At 55.5% G+C, this 23,987-nt stretch carries 20 protein-coding genes and 1 tRNA gene; 20 read left to right on the forward strand and 1 reads right to left on the reverse strand.

Going from position 1 to position 23,987, the window contains the following annotated elements; translation table 11 throughout:
* Positions 1 to 52 precede the first annotated feature (52 nt).
* From FRD01_RS13610 to FRD01_RS13685, 14 genes are all read left to right on the forward strand, one after another.
* Positions 53 to 1,882, forward strand: a complete 1,830-nt coding sequence (locus FRD01_RS13610) for an acetate/propionate family kinase (RefSeq protein ID WP_146960510.1) — start codon at positions 53 to 55, stop codon at positions 1,880 to 1,882.
* Positions 1,883 to 2,275: 393 nt separating this feature from the next.
* Positions 2,276 to 3,541: a hypothetical protein gene (locus tag FRD01_RS13615; RefSeq protein WP_146960512.1), complete on the forward strand. Its 1,266-nt coding sequence runs from the start codon at positions 2,276 to 2,278 to the stop codon at positions 3,539 to 3,541.
* 212 nt (positions 3,542 to 3,753) lie between these two features.
* On the forward strand, positions 3,754 to 4,989 hold the full coding sequence (locus FRD01_RS13620) for a tyrosine-type recombinase/integrase (RefSeq protein WP_146960514.1): 1,236 nt from the start codon (positions 3,754 to 3,756) through the stop codon (positions 4,987 to 4,989).
* On the forward strand, positions 4,986 to 5,564 hold the full coding sequence (locus FRD01_RS13625) for a hypothetical protein (RefSeq protein WP_146960516.1): 579 nt from the start codon (positions 4,986 to 4,988) through the stop codon (positions 5,562 to 5,564). The genes FRD01_RS13620 and FRD01_RS13625 overlap by 4 nt, the downstream gene beginning before the upstream one ends.
* Positions 5,565 to 5,702: 138 nt before the next feature.
* On the forward strand, positions 5,703 to 6,122 hold the full coding sequence (locus FRD01_RS13630; RefSeq protein ID WP_146960518.1) for a hypothetical protein: 420 nt from the start codon (positions 5,703 to 5,705) through the stop codon (positions 6,120 to 6,122).
* A gap of 114 nt (positions 6,123 to 6,236) precedes the next feature.
* Positions 6,237 to 6,446, forward strand: a complete 210-nt coding sequence (locus FRD01_RS13635) for a helix-turn-helix transcriptional regulator (RefSeq protein ID WP_146960520.1) — start codon at positions 6,237 to 6,239, stop codon at positions 6,444 to 6,446.
* A 105-nt stretch (positions 6,447 to 6,551) separates the two neighbouring features.
* The gene (locus tag FRD01_RS24380; protein WP_249755619.1) at positions 6,552 to 7,880 is read left to right on the forward strand and encodes a CHC2 zinc finger domain-containing protein; all 1,329 of its coding nucleotides are present in this window, start codon (positions 6,552 to 6,554) and stop codon (positions 7,878 to 7,880) included.
* On the forward strand, positions 7,873 to 9,483 hold the full coding sequence (locus FRD01_RS13655; RefSeq protein ID WP_146960522.1) for a hypothetical protein: 1,611 nt from the start codon (positions 7,873 to 7,875) through the stop codon (positions 9,481 to 9,483). The genes FRD01_RS24380 and FRD01_RS13655 overlap by 8 nt, the downstream gene beginning before the upstream one ends.
* Before the next feature lie 420 nt (positions 9,484 to 9,903).
* Complete coding sequence (locus FRD01_RS13660; RefSeq protein WP_146960524.1) at positions 9,904 to 10,347, forward strand: hypothetical protein; 444 nt, start codon at positions 9,904 to 9,906, stop codon at positions 10,345 to 10,347.
* Between the two features lie 68 nt (positions 10,348 to 10,415).
* Positions 10,416 to 10,763: a hypothetical protein gene (locus FRD01_RS13665; protein ID WP_146960526.1), complete on the forward strand. Its 348-nt coding sequence runs from the start codon at positions 10,416 to 10,418 to the stop codon at positions 10,761 to 10,763.
* Complete coding sequence (locus tag FRD01_RS13670) at positions 10,735 to 11,349, forward strand: hypothetical protein (RefSeq protein WP_146960528.1); 615 nt, start codon at positions 10,735 to 10,737, stop codon at positions 11,347 to 11,349. The genes FRD01_RS13665 and FRD01_RS13670 overlap by 29 nt, the downstream gene beginning before the upstream one ends.
* Positions 11,346 to 11,564, forward strand: coding sequence for a hypothetical protein (locus FRD01_RS13675; protein WP_146960530.1), 219 nt, complete (start codon positions 11,346 to 11,348; stop codon positions 11,562 to 11,564). Before FRD01_RS13670 ends, FRD01_RS13675 begins: the two co-directional genes overlap by 4 nt.
* A 148-nt stretch (positions 11,565 to 11,712) precedes the next feature.
* Entirely contained in the window at positions 11,713 to 11,931 is a 219-nt protein-coding gene (locus tag FRD01_RS13680) for a hypothetical protein (protein WP_146960531.1), read from the forward strand.
* Entirely contained in the window at positions 11,928 to 12,281 is a 354-nt protein-coding gene (locus FRD01_RS13685; protein ID WP_146960533.1) for a hypothetical protein, read from the forward strand. The genes FRD01_RS13680 and FRD01_RS13685 overlap by 4 nt, the downstream gene beginning before the upstream one ends.
* Positions 12,282 to 12,361: 80 nt before the next feature.
* Here FRD01_RS13685 and FRD01_RS13690 read toward each other — a convergent pair.
* A tRNA-Pro gene (locus FRD01_RS13690) sits at positions 12,362 to 12,438 on the reverse strand.
* A 149-nt stretch (positions 12,439 to 12,587) separates the two neighbouring features.
* Between FRD01_RS13690 and FRD01_RS13695 the strand changes: the two genes are divergently transcribed.
* The 6 genes from FRD01_RS13695 to FRD01_RS13720 all read left to right on the forward strand — a co-directional run bounded on the left by FRD01_RS13695 (position 12,588) and on the right by FRD01_RS13720 (position 23,970).
* On the forward strand, positions 12,588 to 16,034 hold the full coding sequence (locus FRD01_RS13695) for a serine/threonine-protein kinase (protein WP_146960535.1): 3,447 nt from the start codon (positions 12,588 to 12,590) through the stop codon (positions 16,032 to 16,034).
* Positions 16,035 to 16,098: 64 nt separating this feature from the next.
* Positions 16,099 to 17,754 (forward strand): 1-acyl-sn-glycerol-3-phosphate acyltransferase, encoded by a 1,656-nt coding sequence (locus FRD01_RS13700; RefSeq protein WP_249755620.1) that lies wholly within the window; start codon positions 16,099 to 16,101, stop codon positions 17,752 to 17,754.
* A 9-nt stretch (positions 17,755 to 17,763) separates the two neighbouring features.
* Positions 17,764 to 18,711, forward strand: a complete 948-nt coding sequence (locus FRD01_RS13705; protein WP_146960538.1) for a hypothetical protein — start codon at positions 17,764 to 17,766, stop codon at positions 18,709 to 18,711.
* 10 nt (positions 18,712 to 18,721) lie between these two features.
* Entirely contained in the window at positions 18,722 to 20,749 is a 2,028-nt protein-coding gene (gene nadE, locus FRD01_RS13710; RefSeq protein ID WP_146960540.1) for an NAD(+) synthase, read from the forward strand.
* Between the two features lie 111 nt (positions 20,750 to 20,860).
* On the forward strand, positions 20,861 to 23,230 hold the full coding sequence (locus tag FRD01_RS13715) for a L,D-transpeptidase family protein (protein WP_146960542.1): 2,370 nt from the start codon (positions 20,861 to 20,863) through the stop codon (positions 23,228 to 23,230).
* Positions 23,227 to 23,970 carry a glycerophosphodiester phosphodiesterase gene (locus tag FRD01_RS13720; RefSeq protein ID WP_146960543.1) on the forward strand — a complete coding sequence of 248 codons (744 nt, stop codon included), beginning with the start codon at positions 23,227 to 23,229 and terminating at the stop codon, positions 23,968 to 23,970. Before FRD01_RS13715 ends, FRD01_RS13720 begins: the two co-directional genes overlap by 4 nt.
* The last annotated feature ends 17 nt before the right edge of the window (positions 23,971 to 23,987 follow it).

Here is a 23,987-nt window from a genome sequence, read left to right on the forward strand (position 1 = left end):
GGTATTTACGGTGTGCGCGAGCGCGAAACATCAACATTGAAATAGGGACACAATGCATATTCTCGTCATCAACTGTGGCAGCTCCTCTTTGAAGAGTTCTGTGATCGATCATCGCACTGGCGCTCGCGTGGGTTCTTGCGTGGTTGAACGTGTGGGGCAGGAAGGCTCGCGCATGCGCTTCAACGGCGAGTGGGAGCCTTTGGATGCGCCGAATATCGAGGGCGCGCTCAAGATTGTCGTGCCACGTATGGTCGAAAATCTCGGCGGTGCCACCATTACAGCCGTGGGCCATCGCGTGGTTCACGGAGGCGTGGCCTTTGATCGACCCACCCTGATCACGCCAGAAGTAGAAAAGGCCATCGAAGATAATTTCCAGATTGCGCCATTACACAACCCGCCAAACCTTGCGGGTATCCGTGCAGCGCGCAGCGTATTGCCGGACGTCCCGCATATCGCCGTCTTTGACACTGCATTCCATGCCACGATGCCACGTCGCGCACGCGAATACGCGATCGACCACAAAGTGGCTGAGGCCAAGAACTACCGCCGTTTTGGCTTCCACGGCATCAGCCACGAGTTCGTCTCGCACCTGGCTGCGAAGCACATGGAACAAGACGTCCGCGACCTGCGCATCATCACGTGTCACCTCGGGAACGGATGTAGCGTGGCGGCAATCGAGTACGGCCGCTCCGTGGAAACCTCCATGGGCATGACCCCTCTTGAGGGGCTCGTGATGGGTACGCGCGTGGGTGATTTGGACCCGGGACTCCTGATCCAGATGCAGCGCGACGGTATGAGCCTCGATGAAGTTGATGCCTTCTTGAACCGAGATAGCGGCCTCAAGGGCCTCAGTGGTGTGGGCAACGATATGCGAGATATCGAGGCGCGCGCCGCCGAGGGCGACGAGCGTTGCCGGCTCGCTATTCAGGTCTTCGCGCACCGTGTTCGTAAGTACATTGGCGCCTACGCTGCGGTGATGGGTGGTGTGGATGCCATCGTATTCACGGCTGGAATCGGCGAGAATTCGGAGGTGATCAGGCACCGAATCTCGCAGCGATTGGACTATATGGGAGCAGTGCTCCACGAAGACCTCAATCGCGACGCCAAAGTCAGCCATGAGAGTCCTGTTTTTGAGATTTCGACTCGAAACTCGAGAGTTCGCCTGCTTGTAGCGGCGACCGACGAGTCTCTTCAGATTGCGCGCGAGGCCGCGAAGATTGTGGAAGCACGCCAGGCTACCAAAGGTGCCGAACGTGGCATTCCTGTTGCCGTTTCGGCACGTCATATCCACCTAACCCAAGAGGCCGTGGAAGCCCTCTTTGGACCGGGGTACAAGCTTACAGAGAGAAACCCACTCTCGCAGCCAGGCCAGTTCGCGTGCAACGAGACGGTCACGGTTGTGGGTCCAAAACGCCAGCTCGAGAACGTGCGAATCCTTGGGCCGACTCGTCCGGACAATCAGGTCGAGATCTCGCGTACCGACGAGTTCTTCCTTGGGCTCGACGCGCCGGTGCGCGCCTCGGGAGACGTAGCAAACTCGCCTGGGTGCAAGCTCGTTGGACCTCATGGCACCTATGAAATGAAGCAGGGCGTGATCTGCGCGTGGCGTCATATCCACATGCATCCTGACGACGCTGAGTACTTCGGTGTGAGCGATAAGGACGTAGTAGAGGTCGCCATCCAAGGCACAAGCCGTGAGCTCATCTTTGGCGATGTGCTGGTGCGCGTGTCGCCCAAGTACAAGCTCGAGATGCATATCGACACCGACGAGGGTAACGCCGCTGAGTTGTCCAAAGGGGCAGAAGGTGCACTACTTTCAGCCACTGACGGAAACGCTTTGTTGCGCCGCCGCAAGACTCGGTTCGACGAAGTCGCTGAATGAAATGCGATTGCGGAATTTCGCACTTGGGGCGTTCTTCTGCCTTCAGATCTGTCTACCTCTTTCTTACTACTTGGGGGACGATCCAAGCGACGAAAGGTTCGCCTGGAGGATGTTCTCTGCCACGCGTTTGTCGCAGTGCAAAACAGAGGTTATTGCAGCGCAACGTTCCGGGCCTGAAACCAGCCTAGATTCGCGCGAACATCTTCACGTGGCGTGGGTTACCAACATTGCTCGCAATCGCAAGAGAGTGATCGAGACCTATCTCGAACGCGTCTGCGACGATGGCTACTCGAGCGCAAAACTCACGAATAAGTGTGTGCTTCCGTCAAAAGAGAAGCAGTCTTTTGTCTATGAGATTGCGTGTGAGTCGCGGGAGTTCACGAGAGTGGGCCCATGATCTTGGACTCAACTCAGGAAAAGGGGCGACTTGAATTCATCGCACGGGCCGTTCTGCTCATGCTGGCTTTCGATATCTGGTGGAACGTATTGGCGCAAGCCGGGCGCTACGGGTTTAGAGACTTCAATGTCGCGCATTTTGCCTGGCTCGACCTTTTGCAGCCGATGCCCTCGCCGGGGCTCTACATTGGCGTGCTTCTCTTGGCGTCGGTCTTGGCAGTCTTTGGAGCCTTATTCTGGCGCACCACGACGAGTACTACGGCGATTGCCGGACTCTGGACATGGGCGTGGGCGTCTAGCCTTATGGATAGCTACCAACATCATTACTACCTGAGCCTTGTGTTGGTGGCTCTGATCGGATTTCCCAAGAAGAATGGCGAGAGCCAGTGGGGATTTGGCGCGCTCTGCGCGAGCACGGCCATCATGTACTTTTGGGCCGCTTTCGCAAAGGCGCTCCCTGATTGGCAAGGCGGCGCAGCTTTGCGGATCGTGGCCCGGGGGCGACGAGACGAAGTTGAGAGCCTATTCTCTTGGCTCGGCCTTGGTAACGACTTCGGCTGGCAATTGGCCTCGATTGGGGTGGTCTTGGTCCAGGTTCTGATCGGCGCGGCCTATCTCGGAGCCTGGCTTAGGGGCCGGCGCCCAACCCCCTCGCGCCTGCTTGATATACTCTGTGTGGCGGGAATGCTCGGTGGGCTCTCCTTTCATATTGGGGCGGAGTGGTTAGGCCTTAAGATTGGCTGGTTTAGCTACTATATGGTGGTCCTATCTGTCCTCGTTTTGGCACCGAACGGCATGTGGCAATTCCTCTGGGAAAAACTGCCCAAATGGAAAAACTTACCATTCAACGCGCCAGTCTCACTCTTGTTGGTGATGTTGGGGGCGCTAGCTATTGTGTGGGTCGATCTTCCTGGCGCGCTCGGTGTCGCAATTCTCATTGGGCTCGGTGGCGTGGTGTTGATGATCAGAAACCTTGAGCGCGCGATGAGCTATGCCGTGGGCATCTTTATGGCGGGAGGCCTGATGCTGCTTAGCTTTGAAGCCTCTGACACCCGTTGGGATTTTTATCGATTTAGTGGTGGTGACGCGAGCCGAGTCGCGGCACTGGTCAAGGATCCCACCGACAAGATCAAATATCTAGATGCCGCGATCTTCGCCTACCAAAAGGCCAATCAATATGCGCCGCCGGGAGAATCAAGGGAGAAGCAACTTCAGAGGGTCATCACCATTCGGGCACAAAAAAACGCGGACTTAGAAAACTAAGTCCGCGTTTTTTATTTGGTCGGGGTGGCCAGATTCGAACTGACGACATCCTGCTCCCAAAGCATTTGCGCAAATTGGGCGGACACACCCTAAGGCATTGGCGAGCAAGCCAAAGCCCAATAAAATGAAGGGGAACGATGAATCTCTATTGTGCGCAATGAAGCATGCTGATACTTTTTGGCATGCAACCAACATGTAACCAGTGGTGAATCATGGGTGAAGTGGTCAAACTAAAAACGGGAAAGCCAGAAAAGCAAACGTATCGGCTCAACAAGAGTTTCGTAGATAAGGCCGAGAAACTTCCCAAGGACCGTGACTTCACCGCATATTTTGATGACCTGATTCCGGGCTTCCATTTGCGAGTTCTGACTTCCTGTAAGACCTTCTCTTACTGGTATCGCTCACCGATAGACCGCAGAGCTCGCGTAATGAAACTTGGTCGCCATGGTGACATTACTGCAACCGAAGCGCGCAAGAAGGCCGAGAAAGCCCGTGGGGCTGTTCTTGATGGCCGAGACCCACAAGAGCAGAAAGACCGCGCAAAGATGCGTTCCAAGACGTTTGCCGATATCGCGGACCAATGGCTAGAAGAATATGCGGAGCCGAGCCGTAAGACCTGGAAGGAAGACAAGCGCCGACTTTCAAGCCCATACCTGAAACGACTTCAAAAGTTCCAGTTCCACGAGCACAACCGAGAGAAGCTTCAAGACCTTCTGGCTCTTGCCCACAAGAGCGCAAGTGAATCAACACCGGTGGAAGCCAATCGCATTGTGGAGCTTGTAAACCAAATGCTCAACACGGCATGCCGATACCGTTGGATCTCTTCGGTGTATCGCAACATTGCCGCGGACATTCAGAAGAACACCGAGAAGGGCCGAGAGGACTATCTGAGAGCCACTGAGTTTGCGAAGTTCGCAGATGTTGTAGGCACGCTTCCTAGAAAGCACCGGTGTTCCATTTGGTTTCTGGTGTTGACCGGATGCCGGTCTAAGTCCGAAGCCCTTGCACTGCTCAAGGCTGACGTTCACCTTGAAGCTGGTGTCTTCAAGTTCCGTGACACGAAGAACGCAACCGACCATGAGCTTCCAATAAGCACCGGAATCAAGACCATCTTCGAGATGATGCCGGAGCACCGAGGCGATACCGTCTTCATGGGAAAGGAATTGAGGCGACCTTTCGAGACCATCCGCGAAGCTGGCTTCATTGACCATATGACACCACACGCTTTGCGTCACACGTTGCGAAGTCACGCAAGGTCTACGCTCAACATTAACTTGGAAGCTGTGGACTCAATCACGAATCACAAGTCAAACTATGGAGCTGGTGCACGCTACGTTCATACGGATCCGGAAAGAGTTCTTGAGGCACTAGAAAAGTATCAAGCCTGGGTGTTTGACAAGGCCGGGATTGTCGATTTTGGAGCCTATCTCAAGACGGGGAAACGATGAGTACGTTTCGTTTCTATGGGCCGCGAGTGCAATCTGAAGACGGGGAGGCGATGAGTCTCTTCATTGACTTTACCGCCCAGGAGAGAAGATCCGTGCTCACACTTGCAACGTGTTTTGAGTCCTATGCAGATGGGATAGAAACAGGCCGGCGCGCTGACCGGATGCGCATGAAGACGGATAGAATTCTAAAGCTCGGAAATCGTAATTTTCTTTGGACCCGAATCATCCAACATCGTTGGAGGTATTCGAAGGATGGCAAAATTGAGCCGCATCCCTCCGCTTGGACCTGGGGAGATAACGAGGGCAGAGGAGCGTTCTTGACCTTCTTTCTCTATGATGAGCTTCCAAGTGCTCCCATAGCGCGCTCTATCGCCGCCGAACTAAGGCGCATTGAGCCGCTTCTCCCAAAGACAAGAGCAGGCCGACGGCGACGCTCCAAAGATGGGCTAGTTGCGCACAGGTTCAGATCTTTGACCGAGAACACTCCGAAGCATACCGAGCAAGTAGACGTGCTAAAAGAACGGGGCTTCACAGATTGGGAAGCCCGCAAATGGGTTTATGAAACGGATTGGTGAGTAAAGCGAAAGGCCCGGAGTTGCAGCTCCGAGCCCTTCAATGTGTTTAACTGGGTTGAGACCCAGCGCCCCACAAGCAACCCGCATTATAGCGGCATGGGCGTCTAGATCTCAACCCCAAAACCCAAAGGGGTTATTATGAGGAAGATTGAAGATGTTCTGAAAGAGATCGGTGTGCGCTACGAATTCGATGAATACGTGCCTTGCTACTACATCGAACCAAGATGGAGAGTCACCACCGACCGCGGAGCCCATATCTGGGGAACCTGGGATTGCGAGAAGAAAGCCGATGAGGGCTATCGGGTCGCAAAGCGCCTCGGGCTTCCAAACATCTCCCAGACCATGATGGGGCTCGGGATTGCCGAGCTACAAGACGAGCGCTTCCTAATCTTTCATGCCGACGATGGGCTTCCCATCATTTCCGGTGACATTGGCGACGGGGAAACCATCCGCCGATTGGTTGAACAGAGCCTCAAGATGGATGCTCTTGAGTTTGACCAGTGGGCTGGTGATTACGCTGAACACTACTGCCAAGACAAAACCCTAACACGTCTCTAGTTCGCTATTCATCTACACCTTGTCAGGTTTTCGAGGGTTTAAGGAAGCGTTGTTTCGCGCCTAGTTAAGACCTGATTAAATCTATGCGTGAACCATGAAGAGAGAGGAAACCCCATGGAAGACAAAATGATGACTATCGAAGAAGTGGCCAAGATGACCGCTCTAGATCCCAAGATTCTTTCCCGATACCGAACCACCGGTGAAGGGCCGGAGTTCATCCGACTCGGACACCGAACAATCCGGTATTGGCGCTCCGATGTTGTGAATTGGCTTAATGCCAACCGCTACCGGAGCACGTCTCAGTATGAAGTAGAGGAAGCCTAGAAACACGAAAAGCCCGGCGGTAACCGGGCTTAACGCGTCGTCAGTACAGACGGGAAACGCTCCTGAAGTCTGCACTTGATGACCCAACAAGTCAAGAGAGTGCATATGGAATTATCTGAAAAAGCCCGACTCGAATACGGCGAGATTGAAGACTACCTTCGCTCCCAGGGCGTAGAGCTCAATCGGAACGGAATGGCATGTTGCCCTTTCCACGATGATAAGAACCCTTCATTCAGCGTGAAAGACCAGAGCTGGAACTGTTTTGCAGGTTGCGGAGGCGGAGGTCTCATTGAGCTTGTGGCCATGTTCCAAGACCGCAGCGCAAGAGAAATCTGTTCCGAGCTTGGGAAGAAGTATCCATCCTCGGGATACGAGAAGAAGGCCAAAGCGAAGCCCAAACCGAAGGCCAAAGCCCGAAAGTCACAACCGAAACCCGAGCCTCCGAAGCCAACACCGAAACCCGAGCCTCCGAAGCCAACACCGAAACCCGAGCCTCCGAAGCCAACACCGAAACCCGAGCCGAAAGAAAGGAAACTCGACCATCCAAGCCAAGAGCATCCGCATTTTCGCGGCTGGCGTTCAACGCTTCTTACTCGCATGTTTGATGCCGGAGTTCCCCCAACCAAACCCCATCGTGGAATTCCACCTGAACTGATGCAAGGCCGCGTTTGTGCGTTTACGTCCGAAGGTTGGGATGAGGCACGCAAACAGGTAATCAAGGACTTAAAGCCCTACATTCCGTTCGATATCGAGCCTCTGATTCCCGAGGCATATCGAATCTCTAACAAGGTTGAAGATACCTGGCACAAGTACGAAAAGTTCCTCGTGTTCGCCTATTGGGATGTTGAGCACCACCACCACCCGTTAACGGGAAATGAAGAGCCGTGGGAATGCTTCTATGACCCGACAGACGAAACCGAAGTGCGTCGGCCGAAGTATCGAACACCTTATGACCCAGAATCCTCGGTGCCAGTGCGTGGGCTCGTGGAGCTCCGATTCAGAAACCTAACCAAGGGCGCTCCAAAACAGGCCCGCTACACCCAAACCAAGCTATTCGGAGCCGAACGCATTCCGTTTCTGGCAAACCCCGTTCTGCTCCGACTTGCCACCGAAGATGTCAATCAAAGCGCCAACACGCTCTATGTGTGCGAGGGCGAAATCGACACGTTGAGCGCATGGGCCATGGGCCGAGTCGCTATCGGAATCCCAGGAACGTCTTCATGGAATGATGATTGGTGCCGACCGTGGAAAGGATGCGGTCGTGTGGTTGTTCTGAGCGACCCCGACGAAGCTGGTGAGAAACTATGGAAACGCATTCAAAACGGATGCGTCAAGATTCACGGTCCAAGATGGACCCGTCAACGTCTACGCCGCCAATACAATGAGGGTGGCAGGGACATTAACGACCTACTCCAAGGAGAGGAACATGTCTAAGTTTGAAAAAATGATGAAAGAGGAGGTTCCTGATATCCCGGAAGAGGTGAAAAGGTCGCGGCCATGGGTGAAACTCGAGGGCATTGATGCGTACGAGAAGGCAAACGTGATTCTCAAAGCATTGAGCCAGCATGCTGGTGAGCGCTTCTTCGTGAATCAAGCGTCCACCGGAATTGTCCGAATTAACGGACGGGACATCAAATCAATGGATAACCTCATTAGGTTTCAACACTGCATTCAGGGAGAAATGGTTCTCTATCAAGAGTCAGTTCAAGAGGTGAACAAGGAACTCCAAGTATCTCAGGTTCCAATCGATCTTCCACCCCAAACCCCAGTGCAGTCATTGATAGAAAGAGAGGATTGGCCGTATCTCGACAAAGTGAAACGAATCGCACACTTTCCGATATTCGTCGGCAAAGACTTTCAGCTCTTCAATCGCGAAGGCTACGACGCAAAGACCCAGACCTACGGCATGGAAGGGATGTTGAGATTGGAAAAGATGACCGTTGAGGAAGCAAAGCACATCTTGATTCATAAGCTCCTCAAAGACGACGGTGGACTTGACCCTGATGACCCACCCGGATTCCCCTTCGTGGACAGCTCCGACTTGGCAAACGCGTTAGGAATGGCGCTAACACCGCTCGTGCTGCCGGCGATACGTGACCAGTACGACAACGCCTGTGTTCCCATCTTCCTTGTTGATGCATCGAGCCCTGGCACCGGGAAGACCATTTTGGCCGAGTCTTTGTTGACGCCAGAACTCATCGCTAAATCCGTTCCCAAAAAAGAGGAAGAGTTCCAAAAGGTGATGGGGTCGATCATGGGTGAGAAGTTCCTAGACGTGCTTTTTTTCGACAATGTTGGCCAAGGCGAAACGTTTGGCTATCCAACGCTTGCATCCATGACCACCCAGGCAGGTAGATTCTCAATGCGCAGGCTTGGCACCAATCAAATGATTGAGGGTCGGTTCTCGGGAATCGTTGTCGCCAACGGCAACAATCTACAAGTTGACGCGGATGCTAGACGTCGAACACTCTTGATTCAGCTTCACTCTTCCCATGAAGAACCTGAGAAGCGGGTCTGTAAAACCAACCCGAAGGCCTACGCTCAAGAGAACCGTCACATTATCCATTCGGCGTTGGTCACACTGGTTGAACACTGGAAGTCAAAGGGAAAGCCAAAGGGAAGCGTTGTCATGGGCTCCTTTGGCGAGTTCACTAGGGTAGTTGGAGGAATATTGGACGCGGCTGGCGTCCATGGGTTCGCAGGTAACGCCGACCGATTGAAGGAGCGTGTCAATGACCATGGGTGGGCGGAGTTCACCGCTATCATCGGTGCTGAGTTTGAAGCCGGAAATTTAAACCCAAACGGTCTTTCAGCCAAGAAGCTGTATGAGCATTGCGAGAACGCCGAGATTGCGACGCCAACTGACGTTCGAGGCGTTGGTGCACAGGGTTGGGCGAATTCATTTGGGGTGAGAGTTGGAGAACATCTCAGGGGACCAAGGAACATTGGCGGTTGGATGTGGGAGAATCTGGCCACTGAGACCAGCAAGAGAACATCCTACCGAGTCTCACGCTATATTGCCCCCGATATGGAATGAAGAATTGTGCGCGAGATTTAAGAAAAGACCCGCAACTCCCGCAGAAAATATGCTTAAGCCCACTATTTCTAGCCTTGGGAGTTGCGGGTCTTTTTTTGAACTCCCGCAAACTCCCGCAAACTCCCGCAATAGCTCGGAACACGCTGCGGGTCTTTTGCGGGTCTTTTGCGGGTCTTCCAACAGACTCCCGATGGAAAGTCACCATACTTTTCCAACACTTAAGGCGTCACGTGCGGGAGTTGCGGGAGTTGCGGGTCTTTTCCGAGGTCAGCCAGCCAGCCAGCCAAAGAACCCCCCTACACCCACCCCTCGAATCATTGGCAACCGAAAGGGGCTTGACGATTAGGTCGTCCAAAAGATGCGTGCATTTTTCCTTTTTGATACAATCCCCAAAGAGAAAGACTAAACACTGAGATACCCATGGGCGCACAACGTACCAAAAAGAAGCACGCATTCCTCACCCACTACAAAGACCATGGAAGCGTTCCAAGAGCCGCCGAGTTTGCAGGCTATGCTCAACCCGGACCCTGCTACCGCTACCTTCGAACCGGTGATGATGGTGAATACCTTGACCCAGTGGTTCGGGATATGCTCGGAACTCCGGAGCCGAACGACGAAGAGCCTCCGGCTATCCCTGCCAATGTTCTCAAGTTCGTGCCGAAGCCCGAAGAGGCGCTTGACCTCGAAGGCGTTCAGAAACTCTTGTGGACTATCGCAAGAGATCCCCTGGTCGCCGCAGGGCCGCGTGTTCAGGCAGCGAGTATCCTTCTCAAAGACTTGCGCGAACACGCCACCAACGACGAAGAGTTGTCACCCGAAGAAGTGGTGGAGAGCATTCGTAGAGCTCTTGGTGTGGCAGATTGACCAAAACTATATAAACTTTCGCTTTGTGAGGGGTTTACCCCATGTTTTCGGTTGCTAAGATCGGAGGCATGAAAAGCAAACAAATATGTTTGGAGCTAACAGATACAGACCGCGGCATGCTTCGGACGCTTCGTCTAGTGATGGATGTAAAGGCAAACTCCAAGGTCATCCGAACGCTGATTAAAGAAGCTTATACTTCTGAGAATCCGGCTCCTAATGCAGTCACTCGCACCGATGGCTCCGGCAAGCCAACCACCTTGGTTCTGAGCGATTGGGACATTGGTCGCGTAGACTATCTTCAAACACAACTTGGATGTTCAACCCGGACCGCTACGCTTAGGCAGCTTATCTGGGATGCATTCCTGTTTCTAACCTACGAGGCTACTTATGGGAAAACAAACAGAAAGGCAGCGTGAAGCGTTGCTAAAAGAGATTGTCGCATTTCCGGGAACACGTGAGCGCGACTATGGGGAGCCTCCGGCCGACGTTGGGCCAGTTGGAAGCTTTCACGCAAACTTCGTGGTTCATTACCGTGGCCTCATGGCATGGGATATTCAGGGCCGATGTGTACGCTTGAGCTTTGAATCCCCTTCGGCCGAGGTTGCTCCGGGGAGTAACTGTCTCCGGCTCACGGCGAAAGACCTTCCTGGCAAGGTTGCCGCTCACTCGCTCAGAGGAACGACCGACCTTCTCATGGTTTGGCTGGAAGATGGCCGGTGCTACGTCACAGACCTAAATCTTCCTCAAATGCCATTCCACCGACGGCACGCATGGGACTTGAGTCTTGAACAGGCAGAGTCAAACCTTGCCGAGATGGAAGCTTTTCGAGTCCGAAAGGCTAAATCTGAAACGGAAGGCAGGCTCAAACGAGCCGAGCAAATGCGAGAGTCTGCAAGGATTGCAGAACTCGAGGCCAAGATTGAAGCCGAAAAGCTCTTTAACGAGAAGGAACTCACCGAGGCACGTCTTAAAGTCCTCGAATCACTCAAGGTGACCACATGAACACACGAAAGCAGCTCCTTACACGCGCAATGGCAGTTCACCTGGAAACGCTTGCACAGGCCGAAAAGTTTGGTGTGGACGCTTCGAGCTATGACGTTACCAAGCTTCTACACACCAGCGAAAGCGGGAAGACTCTAGTTTTGATTGAGGCTACCGAGCGGCTATCTCGAAAGATTGCCCAACGTCGCCGCTATATCTCCAATTCGAAGAAATGATGCGCAAGAAATCAGGCAGTTTTCAATGTCCTTCTGCCTGAGAGTACGCGGTTCTTGAAGCCTGCTCGGGGGCGCATCTAGCAGGACGCTTGCCCGTGAGCGACAAAACACGGGCGTTTTTTTACTCAGTATCATGGAAACGCAAAACATGGTTACCGACCCCACATTGTTCGATGAAATCCCGACGCATGAGCTCACAGTGGTTCTAGTCGCCAAACACATTCTGCTCAAAGCCCTGGCGAAACGTCTTGGCATTGAACCTATCAGCCAGCTTCCTAGAAGCACGTTTGCCTCAACTCTTGAGCCTTCGGAGGTTGAACAGCTTATGGATGAGATTGAGACCCTGAAGGCTCTTGTTGCGCAATGAAGCTCTATCCCGAACACGCTGTTACCTTCGGACGTGTGTTGATTGCCTATGAGGGCTCCAGTGCTTACGTAGCACCGCTCTTCTACTCCAATGGCGGGCTTCACTCGCACCCAACGCATACCCGTTGGCAACCCGCCCCAAGCTATGACCTCAAAGATTCATGCGCCAAACTCATTCCCATGGGTGATGGTGCCTTAGCGTATGACGTGCAAGGCAACGCCTACCAGCTCGACCACAATTCAGCGTCCCTTGTACCTCACCTTTCTTGGAATCCGGCCTTTGCTCGGCTCCGAGCTTCGGAAGAAAACAGGGCGCACATGGAAAAAATGAGAGAAATGTATCCAAAGTGACGCAACCAATGTGCAACCAAGGCTGTTTTCAGGCACAAAAAAGCGGACCTAGCAATTAAGCTAAGTCCGCGATTTTGTTATGGTCGGGGTGGCCAGATTCGAACTGACGACATCCTGCTCCCAAAGCAGGCGCGCTACCAGGCTGCGCTACACCCCGTTACATCGCAACTAGCGACGAAGGACGCATCGTATAGAGCATTCTCAAACGCTCTTCAATAAAAAAGTAACACAAAAGCTCAAAATTCGATCGGTTCACTTTCTGGCGTAAGTTGCTACACTCGCATTTGACTCAACTCTACGACATCGATGTCCATAAAGACCAAAGAGAAAGTGGGACCTTACCGAATCCTGAGGAGGTTGGGTGAAGGTGGTATGGGTGTTGTGGATTTGGGCGAGGACCCGATCACGGGGCAACGCGTGGCGATCAAGCACGTGACGGTGGATGCCGGACCGATTCTCGACGGGCTTCGCCGAGAGGTTCGGCTTATTGCAGAGATAGACCACGCCCATGTTGTGCGGATCTTGGAGCACGAACTCTGGGATGAAAACCCCTGGTACGCCATGGAGTTTGTGGGCTCCGAATCGCTCAGGCACAGGCTGACTCGCGGTCCCGGAAAGGCGCTGACCGAATCCGATCCCACCCGCATCTTTGGGCATCTCTCCACGAATAACTCCGACGAGCTCGACACAGAGATGATCGTCGAAGAACTCCCCACGCTCCTGGTCCCCGAGACTGAAATCGTCGAGCTCCCGAGCACCAATGTGCCGCCGCCCGAGGTGTGGAGTCAGCGGCTGAAGGCCGTCACCGATATCTGCTCGGCGCTTAGTGAGCTTCACGCCCACGGCATTGTTCATCGCGATTTGAAACCCGAAAACATCCTCTTCAGGCCCACGGGAGAGGCGGTGCTTGTGGATTTCGGGATCTCGATGCTTTCGTCGGGGTCGCTTGGTCGCGAGAAGCTCACGCGCTCCCTTCGAGCATCCGGAACCCCAGCTTATCTCTCACCAGAACAGGCGATGAGCCGCCCCGTGGACGCCCGATCAGACCTCTACTCTCTCGGCTGCATCATGTTCGAGATGGTCACTGGACGCGTGCCATTTGACGATCCGATCGTGCTCAAAGTCCTGCAGCACCACGCCTTTTCAGCACCACCTTCGGCGCGTGCGCTCAATCCGTCAGTGCCTGCTGCGCTCGATGAGTTGATCACTCAGCTCCTTCAGAAGAGCCCGCAAGACCGGCTTGGATACGCGATCGATGTGGACGATCGCCTCAGGAAAATCCTCAAGCTGCCGGCCCCGAACTACCCCGCGCCGCACTATATCTACACGCCCGCCTTTGTGGGTCGAGATGATGAGTACAACGAGTTGCTCGAGCGCATCCAACGCTTCGTCGATGGTCACCCACTCGGTATCAAGATCACAGGAGAAGGTGGAATCGGAAAAACACGGCTGGTTCACGAGGTGGTCCAGGCGCTTGGCCAAAGCGTGCACTTTCATTTCGGCAACGGCGACAAGAACGGCCAGATTTCGTTTGGCGCCCTGATCCCGATCTGGCGGACTCTGATGAGCGAGAATCCGAACCGCGCGCTCGCCATCATGCACCGTCAGGTGGAATGGTGGGATTCGGTTGTCGACGGCACCAGGGTCGTGGGCTGGGAGGATCTGCAACGTGTGCGCGGAAACTTCGCTGAAGTGATTGACCGCGGCTCGCCCCAGATCTTCGTGCTCGACGATGCCCACGAGCTCGACCCATGGTCAGCAACCCTTGTGGAATCGCTGATCACGGACCCGATCGCAGGTCTCGGAATTATTCTACTCGTTCGCGATACCGAAACTATTCGCGCCCCAATCGCTTGTGATGACGAAATCCACCTCGAGCGTCTCAGCCGCGCAAATATCAAGGAAATCATCGCATCCATGACCGGCGTCTCCACGATCGACGATATCTACGTGGACTTCGCGATGTCCCAATGTGATGGCAACCCGTTCTTCTTGGCTGAGATCGCAAGGGTAGCCATGCAGGAGAACGTGTTGCGGCGCGATGCGGCCGGAAGGTGGCACGTAGCCTCCGACCGACTTTTGACCTTTGGTGATAACCTCACAACGTCCAACCGAGTTGAAGCGCTCCTAGAGTCACAGCTGGCGCCGCTCTCGGCCGAGTTACTAGACGCCCTTCAATGGTGTGCGTGTATCGGCAGTGTCTTTGAACCATCGCTCTTGCGCGACCTCCTCGAGACTTTTGATCCCATCCAAGAACTCCTGGAAAAAAGCATCTTGACCTGGCACGATACGCGCCTGAGATTCAGACACCTCAAACTCGCGGACGCCACCTACAAGACCCTGAGCGACGAGGAAAAAGAGCGAAAGCACCGCGCTATCGGTGAGCTACTTGAGGCTCGCTCCAAACGCACAGACACCAGTCCATTCGCGCTAGCCCATCACCTCGAAATGGGTGGCCTCAAGGAGCGCGCAGCGCCCTACCATTATCTCGCGTGCATGCAAGCCATCCGAAGTGGCAGTAATATCGAATCCTACAACCATTTTTGCCGTTGGATCATATGCACCGAGGCCACGGACGAAGAGTTTTGGAACAAAGTTCTCGACTACTTGGGCCAACATTTCTCGGACCGAAGTCACTTTTTCGAACGCATCTCAGACGACCTCACGGCCAAGGCTGAGGCGTATGGAGACCCAAGTATTCTGGCAAAAGTTCTGTCGTACGCAACTCGCCATGAGGACGACCTAGAGAAACAAACAAAGCTATTGGTTCTCGCCTACGCCGCAGCTCTAGAATCTCAAGACCCCAGGGCTCACGCGTTTGTGCTGAGGGCGGAGCGCGCCGTAGCAAACACTGCGCGCGACATGGCGCATTGGGAAAACGCAGTCCTACAATTGATCGATTTCGCCAAGGCGCATGGCCTCGTTGAGGACCATGCAGAAGCCCTCATCGAGCTATCTCTCTACCGCAGCGAACAAGGCAAGTTTCGCGAAGCACGAAGCCTGCTCGATGACCTCGACGACGAAACCCTTCGCAGATCACCAAGGTCCTACCGCGAGTACCTCTCGGCCTTTGCCGTGCTCGCTGGCGACATCGGAAATACCAAAGAGGCCATTGAGGCGTTCGAGAAGTTGGTCGCCGAGCTGCGCCGAGACGGAGACAACCGCGCCTTGTGCACTACGCTCTGGAACCTGGCCAATCAATACCATCGCGCAGATCGAAACCAAGAGGCCCACGATAATCTACGCGAGGTCGAGACCATTACAGGGTTCTCACCATTCTTCGACATCCGCGCCTATTGCGCGATGTTGCAGGCTCGCGTGGAGTTTATGCTCGGAAACCTCCAACGTGCGGACAACTACTATTTGAGGGCCGAACAGGCTTTTGATCACCCAGCACTAGGCCCAAACCGGTACCGCTCCTTCTTGAATTTACAACGCGCAGAGTTCTTTCGGCGCACCGGAAAGCTCGATGAGGCTGTTGAGCGCTTGCCAGAGCTGACGCAAACCGACCCTTATCTGGATGCCATGGTCTGGGTTGAGCGCGGATTCCTGAATCTTGCACGCGGCCAGAGCGCGAACCGAGAGCTCAAGTCCAGCCGAGTCATCATTGATGCCCACGGATTTGGGCCCGATTCGGAGCCCGGACGCCGAATTCAAGCACTTCAGCGGGCGTCACAATCTGGGGCGCGAGAACTCTGGTTCGGTGAGCGCGCAGACGAATTGCCAAAGTCGCTGACCTCGCGCGTACTCTAGTTGCGCAAGCACTGATGAATCAGTACCTTCAGGCTCCTTTGGAACTACCTTCAACGAGGCGATGATGCGTGATGCACCGCTCTTTCGATTTAACCACGAGCGCTCCTTCCTGATCGAGGAGGTCACACGTCGAGTTTATAACGATGTGCTCTTGAACTCGCGGCGTCACCCTAAAGCCGCGCTCGAGTTCGTCCTCAACGAAATCGCATTCCAGGAAAGCGAGCGCCTGCGCTCAAACTCGGGTCCGGGCGACGAAATCCGCTCGCGTGGTTGGTGGCGCCAAATGGCCAGAAACCTGCGCGAGATGACCGAGGATGAAAAACGAGACGTGCTCAAAGAGCTCGTTCACGTCTACACCGAAGACACCGCCGGAAAGTTCGACCCCAAGGTCTTCAAGTTCGCCAATAATGTGCTCCCTGTCGGCCTTAGCTTCCTCTTTAAGACTCAGGATCTGCGCCAGATCCCGGGCATCTCGGAGGTCGGAGAAGCGGTCAAACACCTGCGCGACCTCGAGGAACGCGTAGTCGTCGAGGGTAATGTCGAGCACCTCAGAAAGCTCGCCCGTCGAGGCACCCTCGTGGTGGTGCCGACCCACAGCTCGAACATGGACTCCATCGTCTTCGGTTGGGCCTTGGAAAATAGCGGCCTGCCGCCTGTGACCTACGGCGCCGGCAAGAACCTCTTTACCAACCCACTGACCAGCTTCTTTATGCACAACCTTGGCGCCTACAAGGTTGACCGGCGTATCCAGCACGACCTCTACAAGCACGTGCTCAAGGCCTATTCACAAGTTCTGCTCGAGCGCGGCTACCACAGCCTCTTCTTCCCCGGCGGGACACGATGCCGCTCAAATATCGTGGAAAAGAAGCTCAAGCTCGGGCTGCTCGGGACGAGCGTCACCGCTTACACCAAGAACCTACAAGCCGGTAAAGACCAGCGCATTTACGTCTGTCCGGCGACTATCAATTACAACCTCGTGCTCGAGGCGGAATCGCTGATCAAAGAGCATTTACGCCGTGAAGGGGGCGCTCAGTACCTCCTTGAGAACGACGAATTCAATCAGATCTCGACCGTGATTCGATTCGTTCTGAACACGGTCAAGATGAGCGCCACCACCGTGATCCGCTTCGGCGAGCCGATGGATGTTTTCGGAAACGCCGTTGGGCTAGATGGTGAGAGCCTCGATGACCGCGGCCGCCTCATCGATCCGGCAGAATTTGTACGCTCGGTGAAGACCGGTGAGATCGTCGAGGACGCCACTCGCGACCGCGAATACACGCGTTATACGGGCACCAAAATCGCCGATTCTTTCCAGCGAAACACCGTGCTCTTACCCGCATCAGTTGTGGGTCTCGCGCTCTTTGAACTTCTTCGTGCGAGGTTTCCAAAGCTCGACGTCTACCAGCTCGTGCGGATGAACTTTGAGGAAACCATTCCGTGGCACGAAATCCGCGCTGCTGTGGGTGAATTGGTCTCGGAGTTCAAAGTCTTGAGGGAGCGCGGCAAGGTCCACCTCTCGAGCAATCTCGACCTGCCGCTCGACGATATCGTAGACCAGGGAATCCTCAGCCTGACCATGTATCATATCCCGGCCGCCATCGATTATGTGCCCTCGGGAGTCCGGATCAACAAGGTGGAGCTCCTCCTCTTCTACGCCAATCGCGCCTCGTCGTTTGGGATCGATACCCAAGAACTCATCAAACGCGCAATCACAAGCTAAGGAGTCGTTATGCAAAGAGTTAGTCTCGTTGGCCACGGCGACCGTTTTGATGCGCTCGTGAGCCTCTTTCAGTACACCGACGTTGAGCTCCAGGTCTGGAACCACGACAAGCGCAAGAAATCCGCGCTCCCCAAAGGCGTCAAGGTCGTGGAGCTCAATGAGCTTGCGAAAACACCGCTGATTTTCTTCTCGCTACCTATCGCGGAAGTGCGCGAAGTGGCCCGGCGGCTTGGTGATGTGGTGACAGGGCGTCACGCGATTGTCCACCTGAGCCGAAACTTAGAGCGCGACACCTTGAAGACCGTCTCGCAAATCTTGAGGGAGGAAACGCCGACCCACCGATTCGGGTTTCTCACAGGCCCCATGCGCCTGAGCGACGTGGGGAACGGCCTGCCCGGTAGCGGCGTCTGCGCGAGCACCTTCCCGGAGATTCACGAGGTGGTAGAAAGTGCGCTCGTGAGCCAGATGTTCCGACTCTACAAGAGCGACGATATCGTCGGCGCTGAGCTCGCTGCTGCGTACTGCCGCGTGATCGCCATGGCGTGCGGGGTGGCAAGCGAGCTGCACCTCGGCCACAGCATAATGGCCACGCTTTTTTCACGTGGGCTCGCGGAAATGGGGCGCTTTGTGGTCCACAAACACGGCCGTGAACGCACCACGTTTGGGCTCGCCGGTTCTGGAAACCTCTTCATGGATATCGGAGATTCGGGAAGTGACGACTTTCAGCTTGGGGCCGAAGTCATGCGGCTAAACTCCCTGGACCGAAAGAAGATCTCGAAGTCGTACGGCTCGCGCGGTGATGACTTGCTCGAGCTCGTCGAATCCCTTGGCGCGCTGCGTGAAGATAAGAAACTTGCGCTCCACATCCTGGAAGTCTGCCATCTCATCGTTAGTGGCGAGATGCTTCCGAGCGATGCGCTACTTCACTTGATGACCTTGCCTACGCTGGTCGACTAAAGAGGAACTTATGAAATTGGTCAAAGTTGCTGCCGCGGTACTTAATCAGACTCCTCTCGATTGGGCGCATAATACCAAGAATATTCGTGACGCCATCGAAGCCGCACGTAGCGAAGGCGTGAGCGTGCTCTGCCTACCCGAGCTCTGCATCACAGGGTACGGCTGCGAGGACGAGTTTCACTCACCCAACACCCACGAGCGCGCCTGGAAAGTGCTGGAGGAGCTCGCACCCGAGACCGCCGGCATGGTGGTGAGTTTCGGGATGCCTGTCGTGGTCAACAACGGGCTCTACAACGCGGCATGCCTCGTTGCAGACGGCCGGATCTTGGGCTTCGTGGCCAAACAATCCTTGGCCGGAGACGGCATCCACTACGAACCTCGATGGTTCAAAGCATGGCCACCCGACAGGCGCTCTTCGCTCCAGAGAAACGGCGTCGAATACCCAATCGGAGACCTATACTTTGACTGCGGTGGCATTCGGATAGGCTTTGAAATATGCGAGGATGCGTGGGTAGCACGCCGCCCAGGAAGCGACCTCTCGCAAAAGGGCGTGGACATCATCTTGAACCCGAGCGCGTCGCACTTCGCGTTCCAAAAGCTCGGCGTCCGACGGCGGTTCGTGATCGAGGGCTCGCGCGCGTTCGGCGTGACCTATGTGTACTCGAACCTTCTCGGTAACGATGCCGGCCGAATCATCTACGACGGCGGCGCCATGATCGCAGCTGCCGGAAAATTGCTCGCGACCGGCCCGCGCCTCTCGTTCGACGATTTCCACATCACCACCTGCGTTGTGGACGTGGACCAAACACGCCTCGATCGCATCCGCACGGTGAGCTTCATCCCGATGATCGACGAGGTCCGCCACGACTGCGTCGCGTGCGACTTCACGTTCCCGGTGCAACGGCCCGAGCCGATCTTCGACGAGTCCTCACCGTGGGAACAAAGCCCACAGCTCAAAGAAGAAGAGTTTTGCCGCGCCGTCTCGCTCGCGCTCTTCGACTATATGCGCAAAAGCCGTTCCCGAGGCTTTGTCGTCTCGCTCTCAGGCGGCGCCGACAGCTCCGCGGTGGCGGCACTTTGTGCGCTCATGGTCTGGCTCGGGGTCAAAGAGCTCGGACTCGATGGTTTTCGAGAAAAACTCCCGCACATGCCGGAGCTCAAGGATTGCCGGACCCCAGACGATATGGTCAAACGCCTCTTGACCTGCGCCTACCAGTCCACGCGAAATAGCGGCGACGTGACCAAGAACGCCGCAAAGCTCCTGGCTGAAGGGCTCAACGCCGAGTTCCACGAGTTGGACGTAGACGAATTCGTGCAGAATTACACCGGCATGATCTCCCGCGCCCTCGGCCGCGCCTTGACCTGGGAGACCGACGACCTCGCCCTCCAGAATATCCAAGCCCGCGTGCGAGGCCCCGGAATCTGGATGCTCGCCAACATGAAGTCCGCGCTATTGCTGGCCACGAGCAACCGCTCCGAAGCTGCCGTCGGGTACGCCACCATGGACGGAGATACCTGCGGCGGGCTCTCGCCGATCGGGGGAATCGACAAGGCCTTCTTGAGGCGTTGGCTGCGGTGGCTCGAGACCATGGGGCCTATGGGTCATCACTCGATCCCCGCGCTCCAGTCGGTCACAGCACAGGTTCCGACCGCTGAGCTTCGCCCCAAAGGCGCCGAGCAAACTGACGAAGGCGATCTCATGCCTTACGAATTACTCGACCTCATCGAGAGGCTTGCGATCCGCGATAAGAAGTCACCGATTCAGATCTTCGAGATGATCCAGCCGGGCCACCCTGAATACACGCCGCGACAGCTCGGGATCTACATCGAGCGTTTCTTCCGACTCTGGTGCCGAAACCAGTGGAAACGGGAGCGCTACGCCCCGAGCTTCCATGTGGACGACGAGAACCTCGATCCGAAGTCGTGGTGTCGATTCCCGATTTTGTCGGGGGGCTTCGAGTCCGAAATACGCGAGCTGCAGGGCTATATCGCGGTCCATTTCGAGGATGAAGAAACCACCGACATCAAACACGTGTAGCCTCAACCGACCAGCTCATGGAATCTATTTTCCATACGCTTTGTTCCACCATTGCTTGACCATGACTCGCGGACGTGTACCTTGTTTGGCGATGTTTGAGCGGACAAAACGATGAGCTTTAAAAAGAACACCTTTCGCACACTCCTTTGGGCAGCCGGCTTTTCTCTGGCACTAGCAGCGTGCGAGAAGCCTGCCCCACCGGTAGGGCCTGAGGTCGCCCAGACCTTTGTCACCGAGTGGGCACCAAGTCTTGAACAGACGTTGAGTGATCGCACTGAAGGGGCCTCGATCCAGGCTGATCTGAAGGCGGTGATCGAGGCTGCAGCGGAGCGCGAGAAGGCCAAAACCACGCGTGATAAACCGCCATACGATCAGTTCGTCAAAGAGATTTACGAAGAGCTCGAGTACAAGCCTCGGCTTGTTGTTCACGGCGAACTTACGCCGCGCGGCGAAGCGATTTGGGGTGCGATTCAGGAGATCGAGGACCACGTGCTCGACCCTCGAAACTACCCGCTCGCCGAGATCTCAGCTGCGATGGAGGAGCTCAAGAAGCACACGGGCGGCGAACACGAAAGCCTTGCGCCAACGCAAGAAGAGCTAGCCCCGTTGGTGCAGTGGGTGGCCGAACAGCCCACAGATGAGTTCGTGGTAGGCCCTGAGAGCCATGAGAAGCTCACACAGGAGCTCCTGGACTCGCCGCAGGGTGAGCGCCTTAAGAAGGCGATGAAAGAGCACGAAGAGCTCGGTAAGAAGATCGCCAAGTCGAGCTCGAAGGTCGAGTATCTCCTCGCGAGCGCCCTGGCTAGATACTCGCATGAGATGAAGCATTTCCAGGCGAGGAAGATCTTCATCCACCCGCGCGAAGACGATTACTACAACGACCCTGAGATCAAGAAGAGCCGCCCGGACAAAGACAAAGCGCCGTATCTTGCGGGCCAGATCTGGAGGCGTGCAGCAGCCGTGGCTGAAGCGGCGCACGAGCCCGTGGCGTATACCCATCGCGAGATTCGAAACACGCTGAACGTGGTCATCACTTCGGATGACGACCCAGCCGCGCACGTCAAAAGCCTCGAGCCACAGCAGCCGCAGTACCGCCCTCTCTTGAAGGAGTACAAACGCTATCGCGGCATTGTGAAGGCCGGCGGTTGGCCTGAAGTTAAGGCCGTAAAGAACCTCAAACCCGGTTCTAAATCCGACACCGCTAAGGCCCTCAAAGAGCGGCTCAAGATCGAAGGGTATTTCCCGGAGAACAAGGCGATTAACGACGTCTATGACGCGGATCTCGAAGAGGCGATCAAGGCCTATCAAGAGACACACCAGATGCCGGTCACGGGTAAGCCCCACACGATGTTCTGGAAGAGCTTGAACGTGCCCGCTGAGCGCCGTCTCGAGCAAATCCGGCTCAATGTTCAGCGCTGGAGAGACACAAATATTCGGCACGAAGAGGACGAGGTCTACGTCTTCATCAACGTCGCAGATTTCCACGCGGAGATCTGGGAGAACCAGGAGCTCGCGAGGCGCCACCGAGTGGTTGTCGGAAATAACGACCGCGTGTGCGATCCCGAGACCAAAGAGTGCCAAAACGCCAACCGTACCCCGGTGCCGCTCGCCGCGTATATCGACCGCGCCATCTACAATCCGTATTGGAACGTGACGCCTAGAATCCGGAAGGAAGAGATCCTTCCTAAGGTCAAAAAGTACGTTCAGGCGAAGTACGATAAGATCAAGGAAAAGGCCGCTCAGCAAGCCATGGCGCCGAGGATTTCTCCTCTGGCACCGACCGAGCAAACTCTGACCAACTCCTTGGGTACGGGCCAGGCACAGCCAGCTAACGACACGCTGGTGGGCCGACCGCCCGTGCAAGCCCAGCCTGCTCAACAACCCTCTCAACAGCCGACGCAAGGTTTTGGCCCGCTTTCGCCTGACGCAGCGGCGCCCAGCTCAGACCCGCTCGCGGGGCTTCCGTACTACAACCCTGAAACGGGTGAAATCGATGTCAGCACTACCGATCCCGAGAATGTCCCGGGCTGGTACGCCGAGAATAATTACGAGGTGATGTACCCCGGAAAGTCTTGGGAGTACGTGCGCATGACCCCTGGCGCCCACAATGCGCTTGGTTTCGTGAAGATCATCTTCCCGAACTACTATGACGTCTACCTTCACGACACGAACGCGCGCGCGCTATTCGGAAACGATATTCGCGCCTATTCACACGGTTGTATGCGACTCCAAGATCCTCTCGGTTTCTCCGAATGGCTCCTGAGACGCGATAATCTCTACGAGAAAAACAATATCCCCAAAATCCTCGAAACCGGTGAGTACCTGCCCGTCTTCTTGGAGCGGCAAATCCCGGTCTTTGTGGAGTACTACACGGTGCGTGTAGACGATAACGGGCGCGCGAATTTCCTTGCCGACGTCTACAATTACGACGACGATCCACACCTGCCTCCTCCACCTAAGAAGGCCGTGGCTGCACCATGAGATTCCTCGCGCATCGTGGTGCCAATAGACTCGCTTTAGAGAATACGCTCGCGGCTTTTGAGTTTGCGGTGCAGACCGTCCATGACGGCGTTGAGCTCGACGTGCAACTCTCGCTCGATGGGATTCCGGTCGTCTTTCATGATGACAACCTTGAGCGGCTCTACGGCATAGGGGCTCGCGTTCAGGAGATGAAAGCGGAGGATTTAGCGCGTATCGTGCCGATCAACCCCGAGCGTTTTGATGCCGACCCTGAACGGATGGGAGTGCCGACTCTACGCGAAGTTCTAGAACTACTGCCCGGCGACGACTTTCTGATCAACGTGGAAATCAAGGCACCCAAAATCGCGCGAGACACCCCCACCGCGGCCACGGCACAGGTCTTGGCGGAGGTTCCCAGGAACTACATCGTCTCGAGCTTCAATCCGGTGGAGCTCGCCAGATTCTCCCGAATCAAACCTGGAATCCCACTCGGGTTCCTCTTTGCGCCTGAAGGCCCGCTTGCATTGCATACCGGATGGCCCGCACCAGCACTCAAGCTCGCCGGCATCAAAGCCATCCATCCGCACTGGTCCCTCATCTCGCCAGATATGATTGAGCGCGCACACGCGCGCGGCTGGTCCGTCAATACGTGGACCCTCAACGACCTCGACCGAGCCCACTGGCTCGCAAAAGATGGCCTTGACGCGATCATCACCGACGATCATACACTCATGGCCGAATTTCGGCGCACTGACGCCTAGCATCAAGGTTCAAACAC

This window comes from Microvenator marinus, assembly GCF_007993755.1.
Taxonomy (GTDB): domain Bacteria; phylum Myxococcota_A; class Bradymonadia; order Bradymonadales; family Bradymonadaceae; genus Allomicrovenator; species Allomicrovenator marinus.

What these genes read in the sequence shown, in the direction of transcription:
- FRD01_RS13610 (WP_146960510.1), top strand. Translation starts at nt 53, where the DNA reads ATGCATATTCTCGTCATCAACTGTGGCAGCTCCTCTTTGAAGAGTTCT.
- FRD01_RS13615 (WP_146960512.1), top strand. Translation starts at nt 2,276, where the DNA reads ATGATCTTGGACTCAACTCAGGAAAAGGGGCGACTTGAATTCATCGCA.
- FRD01_RS13620 (WP_146960514.1), top strand. Translation starts at nt 3,754, where the DNA reads ATGGGTGAAGTGGTCAAACTAAAAACGGGAAAGCCAGAAAAGCAAACG.
- FRD01_RS13625 (WP_146960516.1), top strand. Translation starts at nt 4,986, where the DNA reads ATGAGTACGTTTCGTTTCTATGGGCCGCGAGTGCAATCTGAAGACGGG.
- FRD01_RS13630 (WP_146960518.1), top strand. Translation starts at nt 5,703, where the DNA reads ATGAGGAAGATTGAAGATGTTCTGAAAGAGATCGGTGTGCGCTACGAA.
- FRD01_RS13635 (WP_146960520.1), top strand. Translation starts at nt 6,237, where the DNA reads ATGGAAGACAAAATGATGACTATCGAAGAAGTGGCCAAGATGACCGCT.
- FRD01_RS24380 (WP_249755619.1), top strand. Translation starts at nt 6,552, where the DNA reads ATGGAATTATCTGAAAAAGCCCGACTCGAATACGGCGAGATTGAAGAC.
- FRD01_RS13655 (WP_146960522.1), top strand. Translation starts at nt 7,873, where the DNA reads ATGTCTAAGTTTGAAAAAATGATGAAAGAGGAGGTTCCTGATATCCCG.
- FRD01_RS13660 (WP_146960524.1), top strand. Translation starts at nt 9,904, where the DNA reads ATGGGCGCACAACGTACCAAAAAGAAGCACGCATTCCTCACCCACTAC.
- FRD01_RS13665 (WP_146960526.1), top strand. Translation starts at nt 10,416, where the DNA reads ATGAAAAGCAAACAAATATGTTTGGAGCTAACAGATACAGACCGCGGC.
- FRD01_RS13670 (WP_146960528.1), top strand. Translation starts at nt 10,735, where the DNA reads ATGGGAAAACAAACAGAAAGGCAGCGTGAAGCGTTGCTAAAAGAGATT.
- FRD01_RS13675 (WP_146960530.1), top strand. Translation starts at nt 11,346, where the DNA reads ATGAACACACGAAAGCAGCTCCTTACACGCGCAATGGCAGTTCACCTG.
- FRD01_RS13680 (WP_146960531.1), top strand. Translation starts at nt 11,713, where the DNA reads ATGGTTACCGACCCCACATTGTTCGATGAAATCCCGACGCATGAGCTC.
- FRD01_RS13685 (WP_146960533.1), top strand. Translation starts at nt 11,928, where the DNA reads ATGAAGCTCTATCCCGAACACGCTGTTACCTTCGGACGTGTGTTGATT.
- FRD01_RS13695 (WP_146960535.1), top strand. Translation starts at nt 12,588, where the DNA reads ATGTCCATAAAGACCAAAGAGAAAGTGGGACCTTACCGAATCCTGAGG.
- FRD01_RS13700 (WP_249755620.1), top strand. Translation starts at nt 16,099, where the DNA reads ATGCGTGATGCACCGCTCTTTCGATTTAACCACGAGCGCTCCTTCCTG.
- FRD01_RS13705 (WP_146960538.1), top strand. Translation starts at nt 17,764, where the DNA reads ATGCAAAGAGTTAGTCTCGTTGGCCACGGCGACCGTTTTGATGCGCTC.
- nadE (WP_146960540.1), top strand. Translation starts at nt 18,722, where the DNA reads ATGAAATTGGTCAAAGTTGCTGCCGCGGTACTTAATCAGACTCCTCTC.
- FRD01_RS13715 (WP_146960542.1), top strand. Translation starts at nt 20,861, where the DNA reads ATGAGCTTTAAAAAGAACACCTTTCGCACACTCCTTTGGGCAGCCGGC.
- FRD01_RS13720 (WP_146960543.1), top strand. Translation starts at nt 23,227, where the DNA reads ATGAGATTCCTCGCGCATCGTGGTGCCAATAGACTCGCTTTAGAGAAT.